Origin of the sequence: Novosphingobium sp. AAP83 (genome assembly GCF_001295795.1) — a bacterium.
In the GTDB taxonomy this organism is placed as follows: domain Bacteria; phylum Pseudomonadota; class Alphaproteobacteria; order Sphingomonadales; family Sphingomonadaceae; genus Novosphingobium.
Genome location: NZ_LJHY01000001.1, coordinates 65641 through 86346 on the forward strand (window position 1 = coordinate 65641; position 20706 = coordinate 86346).

23 protein-coding genes and 1 tRNA gene are annotated in these 20706 nt (G+C 60.8%); 14 read left to right on the plus strand and 10 right to left on the minus strand.

Going from position 1 to position 20706, the window contains the following annotated elements:
* The first annotated feature begins 107 nt into the window (after positions 1 to 107).
* Complete coding sequence (locus tag IP81_RS00300) at positions 108 to 1409, plus strand: O-antigen ligase (RefSeq protein ID WP_054105968.1); 1302 nt, start codon at positions 108 to 110, stop codon at positions 1407 to 1409.
* Positions 1406 to 2125 (plus strand): hypothetical protein, encoded by a 720-nt coding sequence (locus IP81_RS00305; RefSeq protein WP_054105969.1) that lies wholly within the window; start codon positions 1406 to 1408, stop codon positions 2123 to 2125. Before IP81_RS00300 ends, IP81_RS00305 begins: the two co-directional genes overlap by 4 nt.
* Here the strand turns inward: IP81_RS00305 and IP81_RS00310 are convergent.
* From IP81_RS00310 to IP81_RS00320, 3 genes are read right to left on the minus strand one after another with little or no spacing between them, the layout of a single operon-like run.
* Entirely contained in the window at positions 2122 to 2673 is a 552-nt protein-coding gene (locus tag IP81_RS00310) for an LptA/OstA family protein (RefSeq protein WP_054105970.1), read from the minus strand. The genes IP81_RS00305 and IP81_RS00310 overlap by 4 nt on opposite strands.
* Complete coding sequence (gene lptC / locus IP81_RS00315; RefSeq protein ID WP_054105971.1) at positions 2670 to 3314, minus strand: LPS export ABC transporter periplasmic protein LptC; 645 nt, start codon at positions 3312 to 3314, stop codon at positions 2670 to 2672. Before lptC ends, IP81_RS00310 begins: the two co-directional genes overlap by 4 nt.
* A gap of 24 nt (positions 3315 to 3338) precedes the next feature.
* Positions 3339 to 3956, minus strand: a complete 618-nt coding sequence (locus IP81_RS00320) for a ribonuclease D (protein ID WP_054105972.1) — start codon at positions 3954 to 3956, stop codon at positions 3339 to 3341.
* A 179-nt stretch (positions 3957 to 4135) separates the two neighbouring features.
* On the opposite strand from IP81_RS00320, the gene cysD reads away from it, so the two are divergent.
* Genes cysD through IP81_RS00335 form a run of 3 tightly spaced genes read left to right on the plus strand, consistent with a single transcriptional unit; the run spans position 4136 to position 7268 of the window.
* On the plus strand, positions 4136 to 5053 hold the full coding sequence (gene cysD, locus IP81_RS00325) for a sulfate adenylyltransferase subunit CysD (RefSeq protein ID WP_054105973.1): 918 nt from the start codon (positions 4136 to 4138) through the stop codon (positions 5051 to 5053).
* On the plus strand, positions 5053 to 6960 hold the full coding sequence (gene cysN, locus IP81_RS00330) for a sulfate adenylyltransferase subunit CysN (protein ID WP_054105974.1): 1908 nt from the start codon (positions 5053 to 5055) through the stop codon (positions 6958 to 6960). The genes cysD and cysN overlap by 1 nt, the downstream gene beginning before the upstream one ends.
* Before the next feature lie 35 nt (positions 6961 to 6995).
* On the plus strand, positions 6996 to 7268 hold the full coding sequence (locus IP81_RS00335; RefSeq protein ID WP_054105975.1) for a DUF2061 domain-containing protein: 273 nt from the start codon (positions 6996 to 6998) through the stop codon (positions 7266 to 7268).
* Positions 7269 to 7601: 333 nt separating this feature from the next.
* Here the strand turns inward: IP81_RS00335 and IP81_RS00340 are convergent, their stop codons facing one another.
* The 4 genes from IP81_RS00340 to pepN form a co-directional block, all read right to left on the minus strand.
* Positions 7602 to 8363: a hypothetical protein gene (locus IP81_RS00340; RefSeq protein WP_054105976.1), complete on the minus strand. Its 762-nt coding sequence runs from the start codon at positions 8361 to 8363 to the stop codon at positions 7602 to 7604.
* 300 nt (positions 8364 to 8663) lie between these two features.
* The gene (locus tag IP81_RS00345; RefSeq protein WP_255352406.1) at positions 8664 to 9287 is read right to left on the minus strand and encodes a glutathione S-transferase; all 624 of its coding nucleotides are present in this window, start codon (positions 9285 to 9287) and stop codon (positions 8664 to 8666) included.
* A complete protein-coding gene (pgeF, locus tag IP81_RS00350; RefSeq protein WP_054105977.1) occupies positions 9284 to 10048 on the minus strand; it encodes a peptidoglycan editing factor PgeF in 765 nt (254 codons plus the stop codon). The genes IP81_RS00345 and pgeF overlap by 4 nt, the downstream gene beginning before the upstream one ends.
* Positions 10045 to 12660 carry an aminopeptidase N gene (pepN, locus tag IP81_RS00355; protein WP_054105978.1) on the minus strand — a complete coding sequence of 872 codons (2616 nt, stop codon included), beginning with the start codon at positions 12658 to 12660 and terminating at the stop codon, positions 10045 to 10047. The genes pgeF and pepN overlap by 4 nt, the downstream gene beginning before the upstream one ends.
* 55 nt (positions 12661 to 12715) lie before the next feature.
* On the opposite strand from pepN, the gene IP81_RS00360 reads away from it, so the two are divergent.
* Entirely contained in the window at positions 12716 to 13564 is an 849-nt protein-coding gene (locus tag IP81_RS00360; RefSeq protein WP_054106078.1) for an epimerase, read from the plus strand.
* Here IP81_RS00360 and IP81_RS00365 read toward each other — a convergent pair.
* On the minus strand, positions 13474 to 14421 hold the full coding sequence (locus IP81_RS00365; protein WP_082355838.1) for a DMT family transporter: 948 nt from the start codon (positions 14419 to 14421) through the stop codon (positions 13474 to 13476). The two genes, IP81_RS00360 and IP81_RS00365, sit on opposite strands and share 91 nt — an antisense overlap.
* Positions 14418 to 15434, minus strand: a complete 1017-nt coding sequence (locus IP81_RS00370) for a low specificity L-threonine aldolase (RefSeq protein WP_054105979.1) — start codon at positions 15432 to 15434, stop codon at positions 14418 to 14420. The genes IP81_RS00365 and IP81_RS00370 overlap by 4 nt, the downstream gene beginning before the upstream one ends.
* A 53-nt stretch (positions 15435 to 15487) precedes the next feature.
* Between IP81_RS00370 and IP81_RS00375 the strand changes: the two genes are divergently transcribed.
* Positions 15488 to 15802, plus strand: a complete 315-nt coding sequence (locus tag IP81_RS00375) for a GNAT family N-acetyltransferase (RefSeq protein WP_054106080.1) — start codon at positions 15488 to 15490, stop codon at positions 15800 to 15802.
* A gap of 134 nt (positions 15803 to 15936) precedes the next feature.
* Positions 15937 to 16359, plus strand: coding sequence for a MarR family transcriptional regulator (locus IP81_RS00380; protein ID WP_054105980.1), 423 nt, complete (start codon positions 15937 to 15939; stop codon positions 16357 to 16359).
* Positions 16360 to 16424: 65 nt separating this feature from the next.
* Here the strand turns inward: IP81_RS00380 and IP81_RS00385 are convergent.
* Positions 16425 to 16499: transfer RNA gene (locus tag IP81_RS00385), tRNA-Thr, on the minus strand.
* 146 nt (positions 16500 to 16645) lie between these two features.
* On the opposite strand from IP81_RS00385, the gene IP81_RS00390 reads away from it, so the two are divergent.
* From IP81_RS00390 to IP81_RS00415, 6 genes are all read left to right on the plus strand, one after another.
* Positions 16646 to 16825, plus strand: coding sequence for a hypothetical protein (locus tag IP81_RS00390; protein ID WP_054105981.1), 180 nt, complete (start codon positions 16646 to 16648; stop codon positions 16823 to 16825).
* A 44-nt stretch (positions 16826 to 16869) separates the two neighbouring features.
* Entirely contained in the window at positions 16870 to 17556 is a 687-nt protein-coding gene (gene gpmA / locus IP81_RS00395) for a 2,3-diphosphoglycerate-dependent phosphoglycerate mutase (protein ID WP_054105982.1), read from the plus strand.
* Between the two features lie 32 nt (positions 17557 to 17588).
* A complete protein-coding gene (gene purE / locus IP81_RS00400; RefSeq protein ID WP_054105983.1) occupies positions 17589 to 18074 on the plus strand; it encodes a 5-(carboxyamino)imidazole ribonucleotide mutase in 486 nt (161 codons plus the stop codon).
* Positions 18071 to 19129, plus strand: coding sequence for a 5-(carboxyamino)imidazole ribonucleotide synthase (locus IP81_RS00405; protein WP_054105984.1), 1059 nt, complete (start codon positions 18071 to 18073; stop codon positions 19127 to 19129). The genes purE and IP81_RS00405 overlap by 4 nt, the downstream gene beginning before the upstream one ends.
* A 26-nt stretch (positions 19130 to 19155) precedes the next feature.
* Positions 19156 to 19638 carry a dihydrofolate reductase gene (locus IP81_RS00410; RefSeq protein ID WP_231626182.1) on the plus strand — a complete coding sequence of 161 codons (483 nt, stop codon included), beginning with the start codon at positions 19156 to 19158 and terminating at the stop codon, positions 19636 to 19638.
* An 88-nt stretch (positions 19639 to 19726) separates the two neighbouring features.
* Entirely contained in the window at positions 19727 to 20656 is a 930-nt protein-coding gene (locus IP81_RS00415) for a bifunctional riboflavin kinase/FAD synthetase (RefSeq protein WP_157573015.1), read from the plus strand.
* Positions 20657 to 20706: the final 50 nt, after the last annotated feature.

Consider the following 20706-nt stretch of genomic DNA (forward strand, 5'->3'; position numbering starts at 1 on the left):
AATAAACGTGAATCACGCGCTGGCTTCGTTCAAACGTATCTTGTGATAGAGCCAAATAAATGTCATCACGAGGCATGCTCAAAACGCCCCTTGGACAGATATCTATATTGTTGATATTGGCCGGTTTGTTCGGTGGCGGCGGGGCTGGCTATGGCTTGTCCAACCTCGTGGTGCAACTTGCCGCACTGGCAATACTCGCGATGTCCTATGAAGCTGTGCGCAGCTTCTTTGCCTCGGCACCGCGCGCGATGATTGCGCTGGTGCTTGCGGCATTGGCACTGCCGCTGATCCAACTCGTCCCGCTCCCGGCCGCGATCTGGTCCGGACTCCCGGGCAGGCAACTGGTTGCCGAAGCTTACGGCTTTGCAGGTGGCCACACCTGGTCAGCGCTCACCGTCAGCCAGGCTCGGACATTTGTTGCTTTTATCGGTTTGATAGCGCCGTTCACGGTCATCGCGCTTGGCTGGTCGCTGGATTGCGAAAAGCGCCAGCGCATCATGGCTGTCCTGATCGGCTTGGGAATGCTTAACCTCGTGCCCGGCATTGCCGAAGCGCTGGGCACGGATGGGCTAAGCCTGTTGTATCCTGCCAGCGCAAAGCCCGGGATCATGTTCGGCCTGTTTGCGAACCGCAATTCGACGGGCCTTTTCCTCGATTGCTGCTTGCTGCTGCTCGTTGCCTTGCCTGTAGCCAAGCGCACTGCGCTTGGTACGCTGGGCAAACTTTTGGTTGCCATCCTGCTAACCTTGGGTGTTTTTCTGACCCAATCCAGAAGCAGCATCGCTTTGCTGATTTTGCCTGCCAGTCTTGCCGCTGCAAAAGCTATAACCGGATACGCCAAGACATCGACGTTCACCTTCGCAACCATATCGCGCGCTTTTGTTGCCGCGGGCCTTGCCTCCGTTGTCCTCATCGGCCTGATCCCGATGCTGGGTGAAACACGTCTTGGCACCATTGCTGACCGTTTCGAACAAGGGGACGGGCAACGCTCTTTGATTTGGGAAGATGCCCGGTTTGCAGCGCAGCGTTACTGGCCTGTCGGTTCAGGTATGGGCACCTTTGACGAAGTCTTTCAGGTCGACGAATCTTTGGAGTACATCTCCCCCCGGCGGGCGGGGCGGGCGCACAATGATTATATCGAACTCGCCATTGAAGCAGGCGGTTTCGGTCTTGCCGTGGTGCTGGGCTGGGTGGCGTGGATCGTTTTTGCCGCATGGCGCGCCGTTTTGACGCCGCAACGCTGGACCGCTCTGGCGGGTGCCGGGATACTTGTGGCCATGGCGCTGCAATCAACGCTCGATTTTCCATTGCGAAACCAAACGATGCTATGCCTTGCCGCATTTGCGCTTCTGCTGATTGCGCCCCCGCGCAAACTTGAACCCGTCAGTAACGGGGAGCCAACGTCATGATCCGTTATGCATGGATTGGCCTTCTGGTGGCACTCGCGTTTCTCGCTGCAGGCGCGCAATTGGATCGCCAAGCGCGGCGTACCCCGATGTTGGCGCCGGTTGTCCCGCAAATGTTCAGGAGCTTTTCGCAAGCGCGGCTGGTGCTGTCCACTGTCCGCTCGGCCGATCCGGCCGAGGCGTTAAAGGCAGCGCAGCTTCTGGTCCAACGTCGCCCCATACCTGCCGAGCACTTGTCGTTGCTGGCCATCGCAACGGTACGCAATGGTGACAACGAGAAGGCGTTTTTGCTGCTGCAAAAGGCTGCCCAGCGCGGCTGGCGCGATTCGGTTGCCCAGCAAACGATGCTGGAAATCGCCACCAAAGCGGGTGACTTGCCCGAAGCAACAAGGAGGCTTGCGGCACTCTGGGGAATGGGTGAAAGCCAGATGCCACTTGCTGCTGCTACGGCCAAGCTAATGGCCAGCGCGGATGGCCGCAAGGCTATGGCGGCCACAATGGCCAATAACGGCCGTTGGATGGATGCCTTCCTTGCCCAAAGCGGAGCTGTGCAGCCGGAGCACTTGGCTGAAACTTTGGCATTGGCGGCCAGGCAAGGTGCGCGGTTTGAATGTTCGACCTTGCAGCGGATCGAAAGTGTTTACACGCGGCGCAAGCTCGATGCCGAAGCCGGATTGATAGCTGAAGCGCGCAAAAACTGCGTGCGCGGGGTCAGTTAATCGCGTTCGCGCACTTTGAATGTGCCTGAAACCCGGCTGCTGCCTGCCCCATTGGCAGCGCCTGAACGTCCGTCCACGCTCGACAGTCCTGAATCAAGGTCAATCACCAGCCGTCCGCCATTCAGGGTATCACCACCACGGCGGAGTGCGACGTTGCCCGTCATCGTGATGATATTGCGGCCAAAATCATAAACCGCCACATCGCCACGCGCGCTTTCGCTGCCGCGCGTGACTTGCACCCCGCCAGTGGCATCAATCCGGTCAATCTGGATGCCGCCAGCGTCTGAATAGGCCACAGTTGTGCGGGCAGCCTGCAGGCGCAAGTCGGTTTGCGAAATGTCTACGTTGCCTGATAGGACCACGCGCTTGGCCTTGTCTTGCACCTCGATCCGGTCCGCCAGATAGTTGACCGGGGCATCGCTGTTGTGGCTGGCGATCCCTTGCGCTGACAGATGCTGTGCGCCCGCGACCAGCGCGGCCGATCCGGCAAAGCCCAACGCAGCCATGCGCAAGGGGCGGGCAGCGCGGATGATTTCAAATCTGGTCATGGCATTTTCATCCTGTCCGGCACCATATGGAGGCGGGCGTTTCCTTGCAGCGTTACCGAGCGTTCCGACAAGTTGGCGCTTATCGTGTCGGCAGAAAATGTGCCAGCGGGAATGCGGCCTTCCACCGGACCACGGCTTTTCAGAAGCTTGGAACCCAGATCAATGTCGACGTTGGTTGCGGTCATCCGGTAACCATCGGCGGTCTGGAAATTGATCGGCCCCACAATGTCGACAATTTCCTTGCCGAAATCATAGGAGCCTTTGCCCGCCGTGAGCAGCGCCGGACCATCATCGAGCAAAATCCGCGCGGTGAGCTGATCGAGTTCGATAGTTGGCACCGCTTGCGTGTGCTGTACTGCAGAGCCTGCGCTTATCGAAAAGCTGCGCCCGTCATCGTCCTGCCCGCGATACATCGCGCTCGACACTTGCACGCGATCATTGAGCACGGCCACCTTGCGGCGATCAAGCAGAAAGCTGATTTCCCCGCGCGGCGATAAGGGTGAAATGATCATGATCGCGACCATCGCGCCGACGGCCGCTGGCAATGCCCGCGCTAGAAAATGGACAAGGCGATCATGAAAGCTGCCGGGGGCAGCAAAGCCCCGGCGCTTGGTACGCATGATGTCGGCTTGCACGGTCATCGTGGCAGCCTTATCCTTTGCACATTACTCGTGGCTGAAGATGTCACGCTCTGCCCAGCCGGCCAGATCGAGACGCGCGCGCATCGGCAGGAAATCGAAGCAGGCCTGCGCAATGGCGGTGCGGCCTTCGCGTTCCAGCCGCTCGACCAGAATTTTGTGCATAGCATGGAGATGGCGCACATCGGATGCGGCATATTCCTGCTGCGCATCGCTCAAAGTGGGCGCTCCCCAGTCGCTGGATTGCTGCTGTTTGGAGATTTCCTTGCCAAGCAATTCGCGCACAAGGTCTTTCAAGCCGTGGCGATCGGTATAAGTGCGGACCAGCTTTGAGGCGATCTTGGTGCAGAATACCGGCGCTGCGACAACGCCAAGATAATGTTCGACCGCTGCAAGATCGAACCGGGCGAAGTGATAAAGCTTCAGCCGGGCGGGATCGGCCAGAACGGCTTTCAGGTTGGGTGCGGCGAAATCGCTGCCGGGTGCAAAGCGGACGAGGTGTTCATCGCCCAAGCCGTCTGAAATCTGCACGAGACACAGTCTGTCGCGGGGCGTGATCAGCCCCATTGTTTCAGTATCGACGGCAACCGGCCCGGGCGCGAGAGCGCCGTCGGGAAGGTCATTTTCATGCAAGTATACGGCCATGCAATGCGCTTAGGCCTTCACCCGCTGCGCTGCAAGCTTTCAGTCTGACTGGAAGGAGGAAGCTGGAGTTGCCGCCTGCAAAGTTTTGCATTCGCCTCCATGGTTCCAAATGGGAGCATAAGTCATCATAACAGTGCGCGAATGTCGCATCACGCAATAGCGGAGCGGAATACCGACCCATGACCAGTTCAACACTCACCCACTTGCAGCGCCTTGAAGCCGAGGCCATCCATATCATGCGCGAGGTTGTGGCCGAGGCCGAAAACCCGGTGATGATGTATTCTGTCGGCAAGGACAGCGCGGTGATGCTGCATCTGGCGCGCAAGGCGTTTTACCCATCGCCACCGCCCTTTCCGCTGCTCCATGTCGATACGACGTGGAAGTTCAAGGAAATGTACGCGCTGCGCAACAAGATGGCGACGACAAGCGGCATGGAACTTCTGGTCTATCAAAACCCCGAAGCGACCGAGCGCGGCATCAACCCGTTCGATCACGGCGCGCTGCACACCGATATGTGGAAGACCGAGGGCCTGAAGCAAGCACTTGATAAGTATGGCTTTGATGCAGCATTCGGCGGCGCGCGGCGCGATGAGGAAAAGAGCCGCGCCAAGGAGCGCATCTTTTCCTTCCGCACCGCCAGCCATGGCTGGGACCCCAAGAACCAGCGCCCCGAACTGTGGAACTTGTATAACGCCCGCAAGAATAAGGGCGAATCGATCCGCGTGTTCCCGATCAGCAACTGGACCGAGCTCGACATCTGGCAGTACATCCACCTCAACGATGTGCCGATTGTCCCACTCTACTTTGCGGACGTGCGCCCGACATTCGAGTGGGAAGGCCAGTTGTTCATGGCCGACGATATCGAGCGGCTGGAAAAAGTGCTCGGCTATCGCCCCGAGATAACCAACCGCTCGATCCGCTTCCGCACACTGGGCTGCTTCCCGCTGACCGGCGCTGTCGAAAGCACCGCCAAGACGCTGCCGGAAGTTATCCAGGAAACGCTGCTGACCACCACCAGCGAACGTCAAGGCCGCGTGATTGACAAGGATGCCGGCGGCGCGGGCATGGAAGTGAAGAAGCAGCAGGGGTACTTCTGATGTCGGACGATAACGTGATCTATCAGACCGAAGCCCTCATCGCCGAGGACATCGAGGCTTATCTTGACCAGCATCAGCACAAGACGATGCTGCGCTTCATTACTTGCGGATCGGTGGATGATGGCAAATCGACGCTGATCGGGCGCTTACTGTATGATTCGAAGATGATCTTCGAAGACCAGCTTACCGCGCTGGAAAACGATTCGAAGAAGGTTGGCACGCAAGGCCAAGAGATCGATTTCGCGCTGCTGGTCGATGGTCTGGCGGCGGAACGCGAACAGGGCATCACGATTGACGTGGCCTATCGCTTTTTCAACACCGAAAAGCGCAAGTTCATCGTCGCCGATTGCCCCGGCCACGAACAGTATACGCGCAACATGGTGACCGGCGCATCAACCGCCGACCTTGCCGTGATCCTGATCGATGCGCGCAAGGGCGTGCTGGTCCAGACGCGCCGCCATTCCTATCTGTGCCACTTGATCGGCATCAAGAACATCGTGCTGGCGGTGAACAAGATGGATCTGGTCGATTACGATCCGGTCATCTTCGACGCCATCGTCAAGGATTACACCGAATTTGCCCGCTCCATCGGGATCGAAGCCTTCACCGCCATGCCGATTTCGGGCTTCAAGGGCGATAACATCACCACGAAGTCTGACAACACGCCTTGGTACTCAGGCCCGACGCTGATCGAGCATCTGGAAACTGTGGAAGTTCTGTCGTCTGCCGACGTGGACAAGCCGTTCCGCATGCCGGTGCAATGGGTCAACCGTCCGAACCTTGATTTCCGGGGCTTTTCCGGCCTGATCGCAACAGGTTCGGTCAAGCCGGGCGATGCGATCCGTGTGCTGCCATCGGGCAAGACCAGCACGGTCACCCGCGTCGTCACGCTCGATCAGGATCTGGATCAGGCGGTTGCCGGACAATCGGTGACGGTGTGCTTTGCCGACGAGGTTGACTGTTCACGCGGCGATGTGATCGCGCTGGCCGACAATCCGCCACAGGCCGCCGACCAGTTTGAAGCGACTTTCGTGTGGCTGAACGACGAAGCGATGATTCCGGGCCGCGCCTATTGGCTCAAGCTTGCCACGCAAACCGTATCGGCCACCGTACAGGCGCCCAAATATGTCGTGAACGTCAACACGATGGAACAGCTTGCCGCCAAGACGCTGGAACTGAACGCAATCGGCGTGGCCGAACTGGCCACCGACAAGCCCATCGTGTTCGAACCTTATGCGCAAAGCCGCACGCTGGGCGGGTTCGTGCTGGTCGACAAGATCACCAATGCCACGGTTGCGGCGGGCATGCTGAACTTCAGCCTCCGTCGCGCACAGAACGTGCATTGGCAAGCATTGGACATCAGCCGCGAGGCCCATGCCGCATCGAAGAACCAGAAGCCTGCCGTGCTTTGGTTCACCGGCCTTTCGGGTTCGGGCAAATCGACCATCGCCAATCTGGTGGAAAAGAAGCTGCACGCGCTGGGCAAGCACACCTTCCTGCTGGATGGGGACAATGTGCGCCACGGGCTGAACAAGGATCTGGGCTTTACCGAGGCGGACCGCATCGAAAACATCCGCCGCGTGGGCGAAGTGGCCCGGTTGATGACCGATGCCGGCCTGATCGTGCTGACCGCTTTCATCAGCCCGTTCCGCGCCGAGCGCGAAATGGTGCGCGGCCTTTTGACCGAGGGCGAATTCCACGAAGTGTTCATCGACACGCCGCTGGAAGAGGCCGAACGCCGTGACGTAAAGGGCCTGTATAAAAAGGCGCGCGCTGGCCAGCTCAAGAATTTCACCGGGATCGATAGCCCCTATGAAGCGCCAGAGGCTCCTGAAATTCGGGTAGACACCACGCGCGAAACACCCGAAGATGCCGCAGAGCGCATCGTTGCTTTGCTGATCGGGTAGAGCCGGGGGCAACGGTGCTTTGGGGGACTGTCTGAATGATCCTGTTTCGCGGTCACGAAGACCACAGCCGTTCCATCGTCAAAGCGATCAGTTGGCGCACGCTGGGCAGCATTGATACGTTCCTGCTGGGCTGGCTGTTCACCGGCAGCCCGGCCCAGGCAGGCGCGATTGCGGGCACCGAAGTGATCACCAAGATCGGCCTCTATTACTTCCACGAACGCGTCTGGAGCTCGATCCACTGGGGCACAAAACGCGGGCCCGAAGGGACGGAAGCAGCGTCTCAACCGGACGGGGCAGGCACGGTTTAGCGCGGTTTTGGACTGGCAGGCCAGGGAGGGCTACTCTTTCCCCCCTTTCACCGTCCCCCCGGTCTGTACAGCTTGACCCGGGGTCCCGCTTCTTTTCTTTTTCGCGCAGAGACCGCCACGAGCGCAGAGATGTGGAGAATGTACAAAGCCTCCCATCGATCCACGATCCCCTGTGCTTCCCCACGATAGGTCTCTGCGGCCTCTGCGCTCTCTGCGTGAACTACCGTTCTTGCCGCACGCCGCAAAGAAAAGCCTAACCCCGGTTCAAGCCCCGGGGTGATGTAGACGACAAAGCAGCCGAATCCTGCTAGTGATGCTCATGACAGGCCAGCGCTAAGGGCGGTCCGCGATAATGCGGAGTGTCTCTTTTTCGATGTCCCCAATGATGCGTTCGACCTCATCCGCAGCGCGATGCAGAAACGTAGAAGCTGGCTCACGGGAGGTATTCAAAGCCCTATTGAAGCATACTGCCAAGGTAGGTCCTATCTCGACGTGGAACTGAGATTTTGCGGAGCATCGAGCAAAATACACGCGATTTCGGGTAGTGCGCCATTCACTGATAAGGGTGAACTCGGCATCAATTATTCCGTTCTGCGTCTTAAAACCTTCGGATGTGAGGTGTGCAGCCGATATAACCTTGTGTGTATCCCGGTTCCGCAGCTTGTTAAGGGTCCATATAGTTCGGTTCCCGGTTTCGCAGGCGCCTTCTTTGACCATGAGGGCGATGATATCTTCATGGACATCTTTGCACGTTCTTCGCTTGATAGCTTGCTGGATGCCATCGGTTGTGTCGGCCACCAAGAATTTGGTCTTTTCAGGGTCACCGCCAGAAATCACGACAGCACTGGCGTAAACAGCATGATCGAGGGCGTCTCGTAGGTCTCTTGCGGCTGCCTTGACGTCCATATTAATCCGCATGGGGATGCCAGAAGCAAACTGGACATAGAGAAGTATCTCTCCGCTTTTTGGGTCGACCTCGGTTCCGCCGATGTTACCCTTGTTGTTGAGAAAGGCTTCTGCTCCAAGTTCGACGCGGGCGATGTGTTCCTTCGCCTCTTTTAGTAGGATGCGTGGACTGTCGAAGGGATTATCCATAACCGAAAATGACCACCAGCAGGAAGATGACGTGCTTCACCGGATGCTGAGCACACCACCTAACCCACATAAACCGCCAAAAGAGTCGAGTCCGGAGCCCAAAAAACGCAGGACAAATACACCGATTAATGGCGCTTTTTGTCTGGTGTGGGTTCCAGGATTGCAGTGCCGGATTCCAGTGACAAGTTTGAAAACCCCCATTCAGAGCATTCATGATTTAACGGTCCTCGTAGCAAGAAGCACAATTTCTCCGCGCCTCGGCGCGAACCTGATTTGCCAATGCCTGCGCCAAACGCGCGCCTATTCCGGAAAGCGGACCACCGCATCGCCTTCTGTCCAGGGCGTGAACTTTTCCATGACTGCCGCAAATAGCGCCGATTCCACGTGGCCCGCCAGCCAGCGTTGCACGTGGGGCAAGTCGAGACTGGCGAACCATGCGGCGTCTACGCTGGCGAACTGGCGCACGAAGGGCATGACGGCCATGTCGGCCAGCCCGCGTTGTGGCCCGCACAATTGGCCATGGGCGGCCAGCCGGGCCTCAAGATCGCGCAGGAAGGTAAGGCCGTTTTCGCGGTGGGCCAGCGCATCCGAGCCGTGGCGGTCGGGGTATTTGTAGCGGTCAAGGTCGTGCTTGAATGCGCCGTCATTGCGCGCGATCAGGGCGGGATCGTTGCGGGCAAGCCAGCTTTCGGGATCACTTTGCGCCAGCGCCCAGTGCATCACCTCAAGGCTTTGTTCGATCACCGTTCCATCGGGCAGGACCAGCACCGGCACCGTGCCTTTGGGCGATGCGGCGAGCATGGCGGCGGGTTTGGCGGCCAGCTTTACCTCGCGCAAGGCGCAGGTCGTCCCGCTGATCGCCAGCGCCAGCCGCGCGCGCATCGCATATGGGCAGCGGCGGAAGCTATAGAGGACCGGCGTCACCCGGCGGCAAGCCCGATCAGCGAAATTTGCCGCCCATAACCCGCCTCGGCGCGGTGCGTGGCGCGGCGGAACGAATAGAACCGCGCCTCTTGCGCATAAGTGTCTTCGCCCAGCATGCCGACTTTGCCGGTGCCCGCATCGCGCAGGTGCGAGGCGACATAGCCTTCCAGATCGAACCATGCGTGGCCTTGGCGTCCGGCGCGGAAGAAGCGCGCGTTCTCTGGCGCTTGTTCCAGGAAGCGCGCCTCGAACACGGCGTCCACTTCATAGCTTTTCTGTGCGATGCAAGGCCCGACGACGGCGGCGATGTTTGCGCGACTGGCACCCAGCGCTTCCATCGCCTCCAGCGTCGCCTCGCACACGCCGGTGAACGCGCCCTTCCACCCCGCATGGGCCGCGCCGACAACGCCTGCGGTGGCATCGTGGAACAGCACCGGCGCACAATCGGCGGTCAGCACGCCCAGCACAATGCCGGGGCGGTCGGTCACCAGTGCATCGGCCCTGGGGCGGTCAGCATCCGCCCAGGCTTGAGCCACCGTTACCACATCGGCGGAATGGATCTGGTAGCAGGTCTGCAATGTGCCGCCCGGGCGCACCGCCGCCACCGCCAGCGCGCGGTTCTGCGCGGTCAGCGCGGGGTCATCCTCGCTATAGCTGACGTTCAGCCCCGCCAGTTCGCCCGTGCTCACCCCGCCGCGCCGGCCCAGAAAGCCGTGCGCCGCGCCTGCCAGCAGCGGATGGGTCAGCGCCTCGACGCTCACCCTTCAAGGCTCTTGGTCACCTGCTCACGCACATCGCGCGAAAGGTTGGGCGCAGCGGCAATCCGCTCGAGCTCTGCGCGCATCAAGGCGGCGCGGGCTTCGTCCACCTTCTTCCAGCGGCCGAGCGGTGGCACGAAGCGCGCGGCGACGTTGCCGTTGATCGGATCAAGCGCGAGGATCAGGTCGGCGATCAGGCGATAGCCTTCGCCGCCTTCCTTATGGAACGCCTGCGCATTGACCGCATAGGCCATCCACAGCGCGCGCACGCGGTTGGGGTTGGTCAGGGTGAAATCGGCGTGGCTCGCCAAAGCCTTGACGTGTTCTGTGGCGTTGGGGTTCAGCGATCCGGCCTGAAGCGAGAACCACTTGTCGATCACCAGCATGTTGCCATCGAACCGCGCGTGGAAATCGGCCAGCGCGGCTTCGCGCTGCGCACAATCTAGGCTGCACAGCACCATCAGCGCGGATTGGCGGTCGGTCATGTTGGTGGCGGTGTCGTATTGCGCCTTGGCGCGGGCCGCGGCTTGCGCAGGGTTGGCGGGCGCGAGATAGACTAGCGCCTGCGTCTTCAGCTTGCGCGCGCCGCGCGCGGCGGCATCAAGGCTATACGGCACCGCGCTGCACCGGTCATGCAGGGCCAGCCACTTGTCCTGCAATGTCTCACCCAGCCAGCGCTTCAACCCCTCACGCTCGGCAAAGATGCGGGTCGGATCAGCGCGGGTCAGCTGTTCGGCAAGGTAGGCCTCGCCCGGCAGGATCAGCAATTCGCCGCGCATCAGATCATCAAGGGCGGTGTCATCGAGAATCGCCGCCATCGCATCGCCAATCGCCGCGCGCCCGGATGCGCGCTCGGCATCGGACATCGCGCCCGAAACCGCGGCCACCAGATGGCGCACGATCAACTGCTGCATCGCCTCATAGCGCGCGAAGGGATCGTCATCATGCGCGGCGAGGAACACCAGATCATCGGCGCTGACCGGCGCGATGATCTCGACCGGTGCGGAGAAGCCACGGTTGATCGACAGCACCGGCGGCGCGGTGAAGCCTTCGAAGGTGAAGGTCTCCTCGGGCTGGGTCAGCACCAGCAATTGCTCGCCGTTATGCTGGCCTGTAGCATGATCGAACAGCGCGGTGCGCAGCGGGATCACCATGGGCTGCTTGACCGGCTGGCCGGGGGTGGGATTCATCGTCTGGGACAGCGTCAGCGCCACCGTTCCGCCCGCAAACGCCACCTTTACGCCCACTTTGGGTGTGCCTGCCTGTTCGTACCAGCGGCGGAACTGCGCCAGATCAATTTCCGCTCCGTCTTCAATGGCTTGGATAAAGTTCTCGCAGGTCGCCGCCTCGCCATCGTGGCGGTCAAAGTAGAGCGTGGTGCCTTTCAGAAACCGCTCCATGCCGGTCATCACGGTCATCATGCGGATCACTTCTGCGCCCTTGTTATAGACCGTGGCGGTATAGAAGTTGCTGATTTCCTGATAGGAATCGGGGCGGATCGGATGGGCGAGCGGGCCGGAATCCTCGGGGAACTGCGCCGCGCGCAAAATCCGCACATCCTCGATCCGCTTCACCGGAGGCGAGCCGCGATCCGCGCTAAACTGTTGATCGCGAAGGACTGTAAAGCCTTCCTTGAGGCTCAGCTGGAACCAGTCGCGGCAGGTGACACGGTTGCCCGACCAGTTGTGGAAGTATTCATGCGCGACCACACCCTCAACCGCGTCGTAATCGCCGTCGGTCGCGGTTTCAGGATCAGCCAGAATATAGCGCGTGTTGAAGACGTTAAGCCCCTTGTTCTCCATCGCGCCCGCGTTGAAATCGCTGACCGCCACGATGTTGAAATCATCAAGGTCATATTCGCGGCCGTAAACCTCCTCGTCCCACTTCATCGAAGCGATCAGCGAGTTCATGGCATGGCTCGTACGCGATTCATCACCGGCGCGGACATAGATCGCAAGGCTGACCTTGCGGCCCGACATTGTTATGAAATGGTCGCGCGAAGCCACCAGATCGCCCGCCACAAGGGCGAACAGATACGAAGGCTTGGGCCACGGATCGTGCCATTCCGCCCAATGCGTGCCATCGCCGTTATCACCCGCCGCCACGGGGTTGCCGTTCGACAAGAGCACCGGAAACGCGGCCTTTTCGCCACTCATCCGCACCGAATAGACCGAGAGCACATCGGGCCGGTCGGGGAAGAAGGTGATGCGGCGGAAACCCTCGGCCTCGCACTGGGTGCAGAGCAGGCCATTGGAGGCGTATAGCCCGGAAAGCTGGGTGTTTGCGGCAGGATCGATTACGGTTTCGATTGTCACATCATGCGCGCCGCCGGGCAGATCGATCACCAGATCATCGCCATCTAGCTTCCATGCGGTGTGGGCCACACCGTCAACGGAAACGGCCTTTGCCTCAATACCTTCGCCATTGAGGCGCAAGTGGGGAGAGCCGGTGCCAGCGGGGTTTTTGCGCACTTTCAGCACCGATTTCACGACCGTCGCATTGAGCGACAGCGCAAAGTCGAGCGCGATTTCGGGCACCAGCCATTCGGGCGGGCGATAGTCCGCACGGTGGATGACGGATGGGGGGGCGAAGGGGGCGCTGGACAGATCGTTCATGCCCCCAACTTAGGAAGCGATGGCCTATGCGGCAATCGCGGTTATAGTGCTTTGTATGAATAGCATGCTGATTTTCGGAATGGGCTACACCGCACAAGTGCTGGCCGGACGGTTGCGAACTCTTGGATGGCAGGTGCGCGGCACCGGCAGCGTGGGGGATTTGGCCTTTGCCGATGGTGCTGCGGTGCGCGCCGCGCTTGCCGAAGCGACGCATGTGCTGTCATCCGTGCCGCCAGCGCGCGATGGCACAGAGCCGGTGCTTGACGCTTATGGCGCGGATATTGCCAGCAGCGGGGTGCAATGGATCGGCTACCTTTCGTCCACCGGAGTCTATGGCGATGCGGGCGGGGCCTGGGTTGATGAAAGCACGCCCGTGGGAAGGGGCCGCCGCACCGCGCGGGCCGATGCCGACCTTGCTTGGCAGGCGCTGGATGCACGGGTGCGCTTGTTCCGTCTGCCCGGCATTTACGGGCCGGGGCGCAGCGCGCTGGACCGTGTGACCGAGGGCCGCGCGCACCGTATTGCCATTCCCGATCAGGTGTTTAGCCGGGTCCATGTGGAAGATATCGTCAGCGGCGTGATGGCCGGATTTGCCGGGCCTTCGGGCGCCTATAATCTGGCCGATGACCTGCCGTGCAGCCAGAACATGGTGATCGAAGCAGCCGCGCGTATGCTGGGCATTGCGCCGCCGCCGATGCAATCGCTGGAGGAGGCGAACCTTTCACCCATGGCGCTGGCGTTTTATGCCGAAAACCGGCGCGTGGCGAATGGCAAGGCCAAGCGCGTGTTGGGGTGGAAGCCCGCGTTCCCGACTTACCGCGAAGGCTTGCGCGCATTGAGTGCCAGCACCAGCCCCAACATCGCCAAACCGGCCCCAGATGCTGCCAGAACGGACCAGCGATAGCCTTCGAATATGGTCGACAAGATCATCGCGATCACCGGCACCAGAACCCCGTTATAGGCTCCTCGCCCGGTGCCAAGACGTTGCAACAACCTGAAATAGAGCGGGAAGGTTACTACCGAACCGATCAGGCCAAGATAGAGCACACCGAACATATAGCTTGGCCGCGTATCGAATTGCGGTGGTCCTTCCACGGCAAAGGCAAACAAGCCGTCCATCGCCGCGCCAAACAGCATTCCCCAGCACAGCAACGGGATCATCGGCTGGCTGCGCGCACTTTTGCTGCCCTGCAAGACATTGGCGAGCGAGGCGCTCAACAAGGCAGCGACAGTCAACAAGATGCCGACGAGGACTTTTCCTTCGGGCGGGGCCATGCGGTATTCATGGATCAGCAGCAGCGCGATGCCCGCGCCCGCCACGCTTGATCCGGTCATGAAGCCGCGCGTCACCGGTTGTTTCAACCAAAACCAGCCAAGCAAGGCATTGGGCACCAGCAAAAGCGCGAACAGCACCGCCACGATGCCCGACGTCAGGTGCTGTTCGGCGCGATAGACAAACTGGAAGTTCATCACGAACTGGGTAAGACCCAGCAAGGTTGCAATCCGCAGGCCAGCCCCGTTTATCCGCAGCGATTCGCCCCGGACCAGCGCAAGTGCAGCCATGCCCATGGCGGCGACCGAAAATCGCCAAGTCACCGACCAGCTTGGCGGAACGCTGCCGATCTGGTCTTTGATCACCAGCCACGTCGATCCCCAGATCAGCGCAACGATGAAGAATGGCCCGGCCACGTTCCACTGCCAGAAGCGCGCCTGCCCCGGTATCTCTGTGCCGGGTAGTTCGTGTTCAGGCGGTGAGTTCATAAGGCGGCAATCGCGCGGGCGAGGGCGGCAACATGCGCCGGGTCGCTGTTCCATGCGGTGACGAGGCGGACGGCCCCTGCTGCCCCTGCGGGCGCTGTCCAATCGTAGAAATCAAAGCCTTGGGCGCGCAGTGTGGCTTGTTCTGCGGGCGAAAGGATCACGAAAATCTCGTTCGCCTCAACCGGATGGAACACCCGCGTTCCGCAAGCTTGCGCCAGTTCTTGCGCGGCGGTATTGGCCGCGCGCGCATTGTCCAGCCACAGATCGCCCTCGATCATGGCCACTATCTGCGCGGCCAGATAGCGGCCTTTCGATTGCAAATGCCCGGCACGCTTGCGGCGAAAGCGGACCACATCGGCCAGTTCCATATCGAAGAACACCATTGCCTCGGCGTTCATCCCGCCATTCTTGACCATGCCAAAGCTGAGCGCATCGACGCCTGCCTGCGCGGTCAATTCTGCCGGATGGCAGCCCAGATGCGCCACCGCATTGGCAAAGCGCGCGCCGTCCATATGCAAGCCCAGCCCGCGCCCTTGGGCGAGCGAGCCTATGGCGGCGACTTCGGACGGCGTATAGACCCGGCCATATTCGGTGGCTTGTGTGATCGATATGGCGTGGGGCTGCACCTGATGCACGCCATCGCGCAGCGGATCGATCACCGCGCGGATGGCATCGGGCGTCAGCTTGGCACCCTCGCCGTCGGCCAGCATGAGCTTGGCCCCGTGCGTGTAAAAGCCCGGAGCGCCGCCTTCGTCCATTTCGATATGCGCTTCGCGGTGGCACACCACGCCGCCGTGGGGCTGCGCCATCGCGGCCAGCGCCAGACAATTGGCAGCGGTGCCGGTGGCGACCCACATTGCGGCGCATTCCGTCCCGAACAGATCGGAGAAGGCATCATCCATCCGCGCCGAAAGGGCATCGCCATCATACCCCGAATCGGGGTTGTCAGCGGCGTGCATTGCCTCCCAGATGCGGGGATGGACGGCGGCGGTGTTGTCGGAAAAAAATTTCATTGGAAACCGCAATGTCTGTGCGTGCGTTTCCGGTCAAGCAAGGAGCGGAGACTATGGCAGAAAAGGCGGCCCAGGGAACCTTCGGGGTAACGATCAGCCACTTTGATCAGGGCGCACGCGGGGAATATCATGCGAAAGTGGCGGGCAGCGATGTGATCGGCCGGTTGACCTATAGCCAGCAGGGCGATGTCGTGACCGCAGATCACACCATTGTACCGCCCGAAATCGGCGGGCGCGGCGTGGCAGCCAAGCTGGCGGAAGCGTTGATCGCCGATGCGCGCAAGACGGGTTTCAGGATCGTGCCGCAGTGCAGTTATATCGAAGCCGCATTCCGCCGGAACCCGGAATGGGCCGATTTGCGGGCGTAGCAGCCTTGCGCGCAACCAGCCCCGCACGGTGCCTGGCGGAAGTGGCCTAGATCTGCCCTTCAGGCTAAGTTGACCAATTCATTAATCATTTTTAACCTAGACCTATAAAGTTATAAAAATGAGGTCAGGGGGATATGCGGGAAAAGCTTCTGGAACTGGCACGTGCCCTGCACGCGTTGGCCAATAGCACTGGTGAGCCGGAAAACATCAGGCTTGAGCCCACAAAGGACGAGCTTCTGGGCGAGGCCCGGCATCAATTCAAAACGCGACTGTTGCGCGAAGCCCATTTTGAAGGCCTGCCGTTTCATGAAACCGGTTGGGAAATCCTGTTGGAACTCTACATAGCCGAGGCTGAAGGGCGCAAACTTAATGTTACCGCGATCGGGCTGGACGGGCATATTCCTACAGCCACGCTGGTCCGGTGGATTGCCTTGCTTGAACAGCGCCAACTCCTTGTGCGCCAGCCTGACACCACAGATCGCAGGCGAACATGGATTTCGCTTACCGCGCTTGGCATCGAGAAGCTGGATTTTTGCTTGTGGGCATGCATCCGCTAGGCCGAGCGGATGATGTTATGCTTTCGAGATCGGCCATCACCGGGTAAGGTACCGGTTCGGGGAAATGGTGCTGCTGGGGAGGATTGAACTCCCGACCTCAGCCTTACCAAGGATGCGCTCTACCACTGAGCTACAGCAGCACACCATTTCCAAAACTGCCTGACCGTTTGTCCGCGGACGGACGGGGTGGGCAGGGGCGGGCTAATGACGGTGGGGGGATGCTTTGTCAAGCAGCGGGTTTGGCAGAACTTGCAGGATAACGCCAAGGCGGGCACTAAAGAGGGCGATGACTGACACCAAATCCCCTTTAGGCCGCGAGGAACGCCCTGTTACCCGCGAGGAACGACTTGCCGCGCGGCTTCGTGAAAATCTCAAGCGGCGCAAGGCACAGGCCCGCGCTTTAGGCGATGACGGACAAAACGAAGCCGAATCGCAGGAATGTGGCCTTCCCAAAACAGCAGCGTAACGCTAGGGCTCTGCTCAAATCTTCACAGTAATAGAGAAGCCTTGATGCCCCGCCTGATCTTGATCCGCCACGGCCAATCGCAATGGAACCTTGAAAACCGCTTCACCGGCTGGTGGGATGTTGACGTGACCGAAAAGGGCGCGGCTGAAGCCTTTGCTGCGGGCAAGCTGCTAAAAGACAAGGGTATCCTGCCAACGCTGGCCTTCACATCGCTGCAAAGCCGCGCGATCAAGACGCTGCATCTGGCGCTTGAGGCGGCAGGCCGGTTGTGGTTGCAGGAAGACAAGGACTGGCGTTTGAACGAGCGTCATTATGGCGGGCTTACGGGCCTCGACAAGGCGGAAACCGCGGCCAAGCATGGCGATGATCAGGTGAAGGTCTGGCGCCGCAGCTTTGATATTCCGCCGCCGCCGCTGGAAGCAGGCAGCGAATTCGATCTGGCCTCAGATCCGCGCTATGCCGGGATCACGGTGCCCGCCACCGAAAGCCTGAAGGACACCATCGCGCGCGTTTTGCCGTGCTGGGAAGAAAAGATTGCGCCTGCGCTGAAGGCGGGGGAAACGGTGATCGTTTCGGCCCACGGCAACAGCTTGCGCGCGCTGGTAAAGCATTTGTCCGGCATTTCGGACGAGGACATCACCGGCCTTGAAATCCCGACCGGCCAGCCGATCATCTATGAACTGGATGACAATCTGGCTGAAATCGAACGCTATTACCTGTCGGAGCGTTGAGCGCTAAGGCACGCTGTTGAGGGGCGGGGATCATGCACAAGCCAGCCGTTGCAATTGTTATGGGCAGCCAGTCTGACTGGGAAACGATGAAGAACGCCGCCGCTGTGCTGGAAAAGCTGGGCGTTGCGCATGATTGCCGCATCGTTTCGGCCCACCGCACGCCAGACCGGCTGGTGGCTTTTGCCAAGGGCGCGCACCTTGAAGGCTTCCGCGTTGTCATCGCAGGCGCAGGCGGCGCGGCGCATTTGCCGGGCATGGTCGCATCGATGACGCATCTGCCGGTGCTGGGTGTGCCGGTGGAATCCAAAGCACTCAAGGGCATGGATTCGCTGCTTTCGATCGTGCAGATGCCGGGCGGCATTCCCGTGGCGACGCTGGCCATCGGCGTTCCGGGGGCAACCAACGCCGGAATTCTCGCCGCTTCGATCCTCGCCACATCGGACGAGGCTTTGGCGCAGCGGCTGATCGCCTTCCGCACGGCGCAGACCGATTCGGTTGCGGAGAAGCCGGTCGGATGATTGCTCCGGGCGAGACCATCGGCATTCTGGGCGGCGGACAACTGGGCCGCATGATTGCACTGGCCGCAGCCAATCTTGGCTATCGCTGCCACGTTTACGCGCCCGAAGCCGATCCGATTGCCGCCGATGTCTGCGCCGCCTTCACCCAAGGCGCGTTTGACGATAAGGCCGCGCTCTCGGCCTTTGCCGAACAGTGCGCCGTCGTCACCTACGAATTCGAGAACGTCGCCGCAGGGCCACTGGGCGCGATTGCGCCCCACGCCCGCCTGCACCCGCCAGCGCGCGCGCTCGAAGTGGCGCAAGACCGCGTCAACGAAAAGACCTTTGTCGAGGCGCTGGGCGGCAGGCCCGCACCATGGGCGCAAGTCGATTCGCTGGATGATCTGAAGGCTGCCGTCGCCAAAATCGGCGCGCCCGGTATCCTCAAGACGCGCCGCGATGGTTATGATGGCAAAGGCCAGTGGCGGATCATGACGCCCGCCGATGCCGATGCGCTCGATCTTGCCGGTGTGCCGCAGATTTACGAAGGCTTCGTCAACTTCGCGGCGGAGTTCTCGGTCATCCTCGTGCGCACCGCTGCGGGCGAAGTGCGGTTCTGGGATTCGGCGGAAAACGTCCACAAGAACGGCATTCTTGATCGTTCCACCGTGCCCGCCTCCCAAGTGATCCTCGATCAGGTGGACGAAGCGCGGGCGCTGGCCGCCAAAGTCGCCGATGCGCTGGACTATGTCGGCGTGCTGACGCTGGAATTCTTCGCCACGGCACAAGGTCCGGTGTTCAACGAAATGGCGCCGCGCGTGCACAATTCCGGGCACTGGAGCATCGAGGGTGCGCTTACCAGCCAGTTCGAAAACCACGTCCGCGCCATTTGCGGGCTCCCCTTGGGCTCAACCCAACTGGCCGCCAAAGGCGTAGTGATGGACAATCTAATCGGCGATGATGCGCACGATTGGCCCGCCATCCTTTCAGACAGCGCCAACCATCTGCACTTATATGGCAAGGCCGCCGTCCGTCCGGGGCGCAAGATGGGCCATGTCACCCGGCTGGTGCTGTGACGGTTCATCCCAGAGTCAGGCAGGGCTTGTTTCTGATCTATGCTCGCGCCGATAACGGCGTGATCGGGCGCGACAATGCGCTGCCCTGGCGGCTTCCGGCCGACCTCAAGCGGTTCAAGGCGCTGACCATGAACAAGCCGATGATCATGGGCCGCAAAACCTTCGAAAGCCTGCCCGGTTTGCTGCCAGGCCGTCGCCACATCGTGCTCACGCGTGATGCAGGCTGGTCGGCAGACGGCGCAGAGGTGGCCGCGAGAGTTGATGAGGCGCTGGCCCTTGCCGGTTCCGGCGAAGTGGCTGTGGTCGGCGGTGCAGAGATTTACCGCCTGTTCCTGCCGCTGGCGGCGCGGGTGGAATTGACCGAGGTCCATGGGGACTTTGCAGGCGATACCGTGATGCCGCCGCTTGGGGCAGAATGGCGCGAGGCCGCGCGTGAAGAACATGATGCGATCGACAATCGCCCCGCCCATGCCTTCGTCACACTCGTCCGCGATAAGCCTAAAACATGACCTGTGTCCGGCTTGACGTTGCCGATATGTGCGACGACATACGCGGCGTGATGGACCGTAACGCAATCAAAACAACGCAGGCCACGCAATGATTCGCCTGCACAGCCTTGAACCGGTGCCCGAAAACTTGCGCGGCGGGATCGTTGCGCTGGGCAATTTCGATGGCTTCCATCTGGGCCATCAGGCCGTGGTGGGCGAGGCGATCCGCTGGGCCAAGGCCGAGGGCCGCCCTGCGATTGTCGCCACGTTTGATCCGCATCCCGTGCGCCATTTCACGCCTGATGCCGCGCCCTTCCGCCTGACCACGCTCGATCAGCGGCAGGAACTGTTTGCCGCTGCCGGGGCCGATGCGATGCTGGTTATCCAGTTTAACGCAGCAGTTGCGGGGATGACGGCGCAGCAATGGATCGAACAGGGACTGGTCGGCCATCTGGGCGCGGTGGGCGTGGTTACCGGCGATGATTTTACGTTCGGCAAGGGGCGCGGCGGCAATCCGCAAGTGCTGGTCGATCATGGCGCAACCGTTGGCCTGCGTGCCAAAGCGGTCAGCGCGGTGACGCTTGAGGGCGAGGTCGTCTCGTCCAGCCGCATCCGCGATGCGCTGAAATCGGGCGATTGCGAAACCGCCACGCGCCTGCTCACGCGGCCATTCGCGATGCGCGGGCCGGTGCAGCACGGTGATAAAGTGGGCCGCACGATTAACTTCCCCACCGCCAACCTCGATATCGGCGCCTATCTGCGCCCGCGCTATGGCATCTATGCGGTGACGGGGCGTTTGCCAGATGGCCGCGTGCTGAAGGGCGCGGCCAACATCGGCATCCGCCCGACGTTTGATCCACCCAAGGAATTGCTGGAGCCGCATTTCTTTGATTTTTCGGGTGATTTGTACGGGCAGGAAATCGAAGTCGCGTTTCACCATTTCCTGCGGCCCGAGGCGAAGTTTGACGGGTTGGATGCGCTGGTGGCGCAAATGGCGCGGGATTGTGACGAGGCGCGGCGGTTGTTGGGTTCGGTTTAAGAGGGGTTCACGCAGAGACGCGGAGAAGAAAAGGGAGGCGCAGAGGAGCA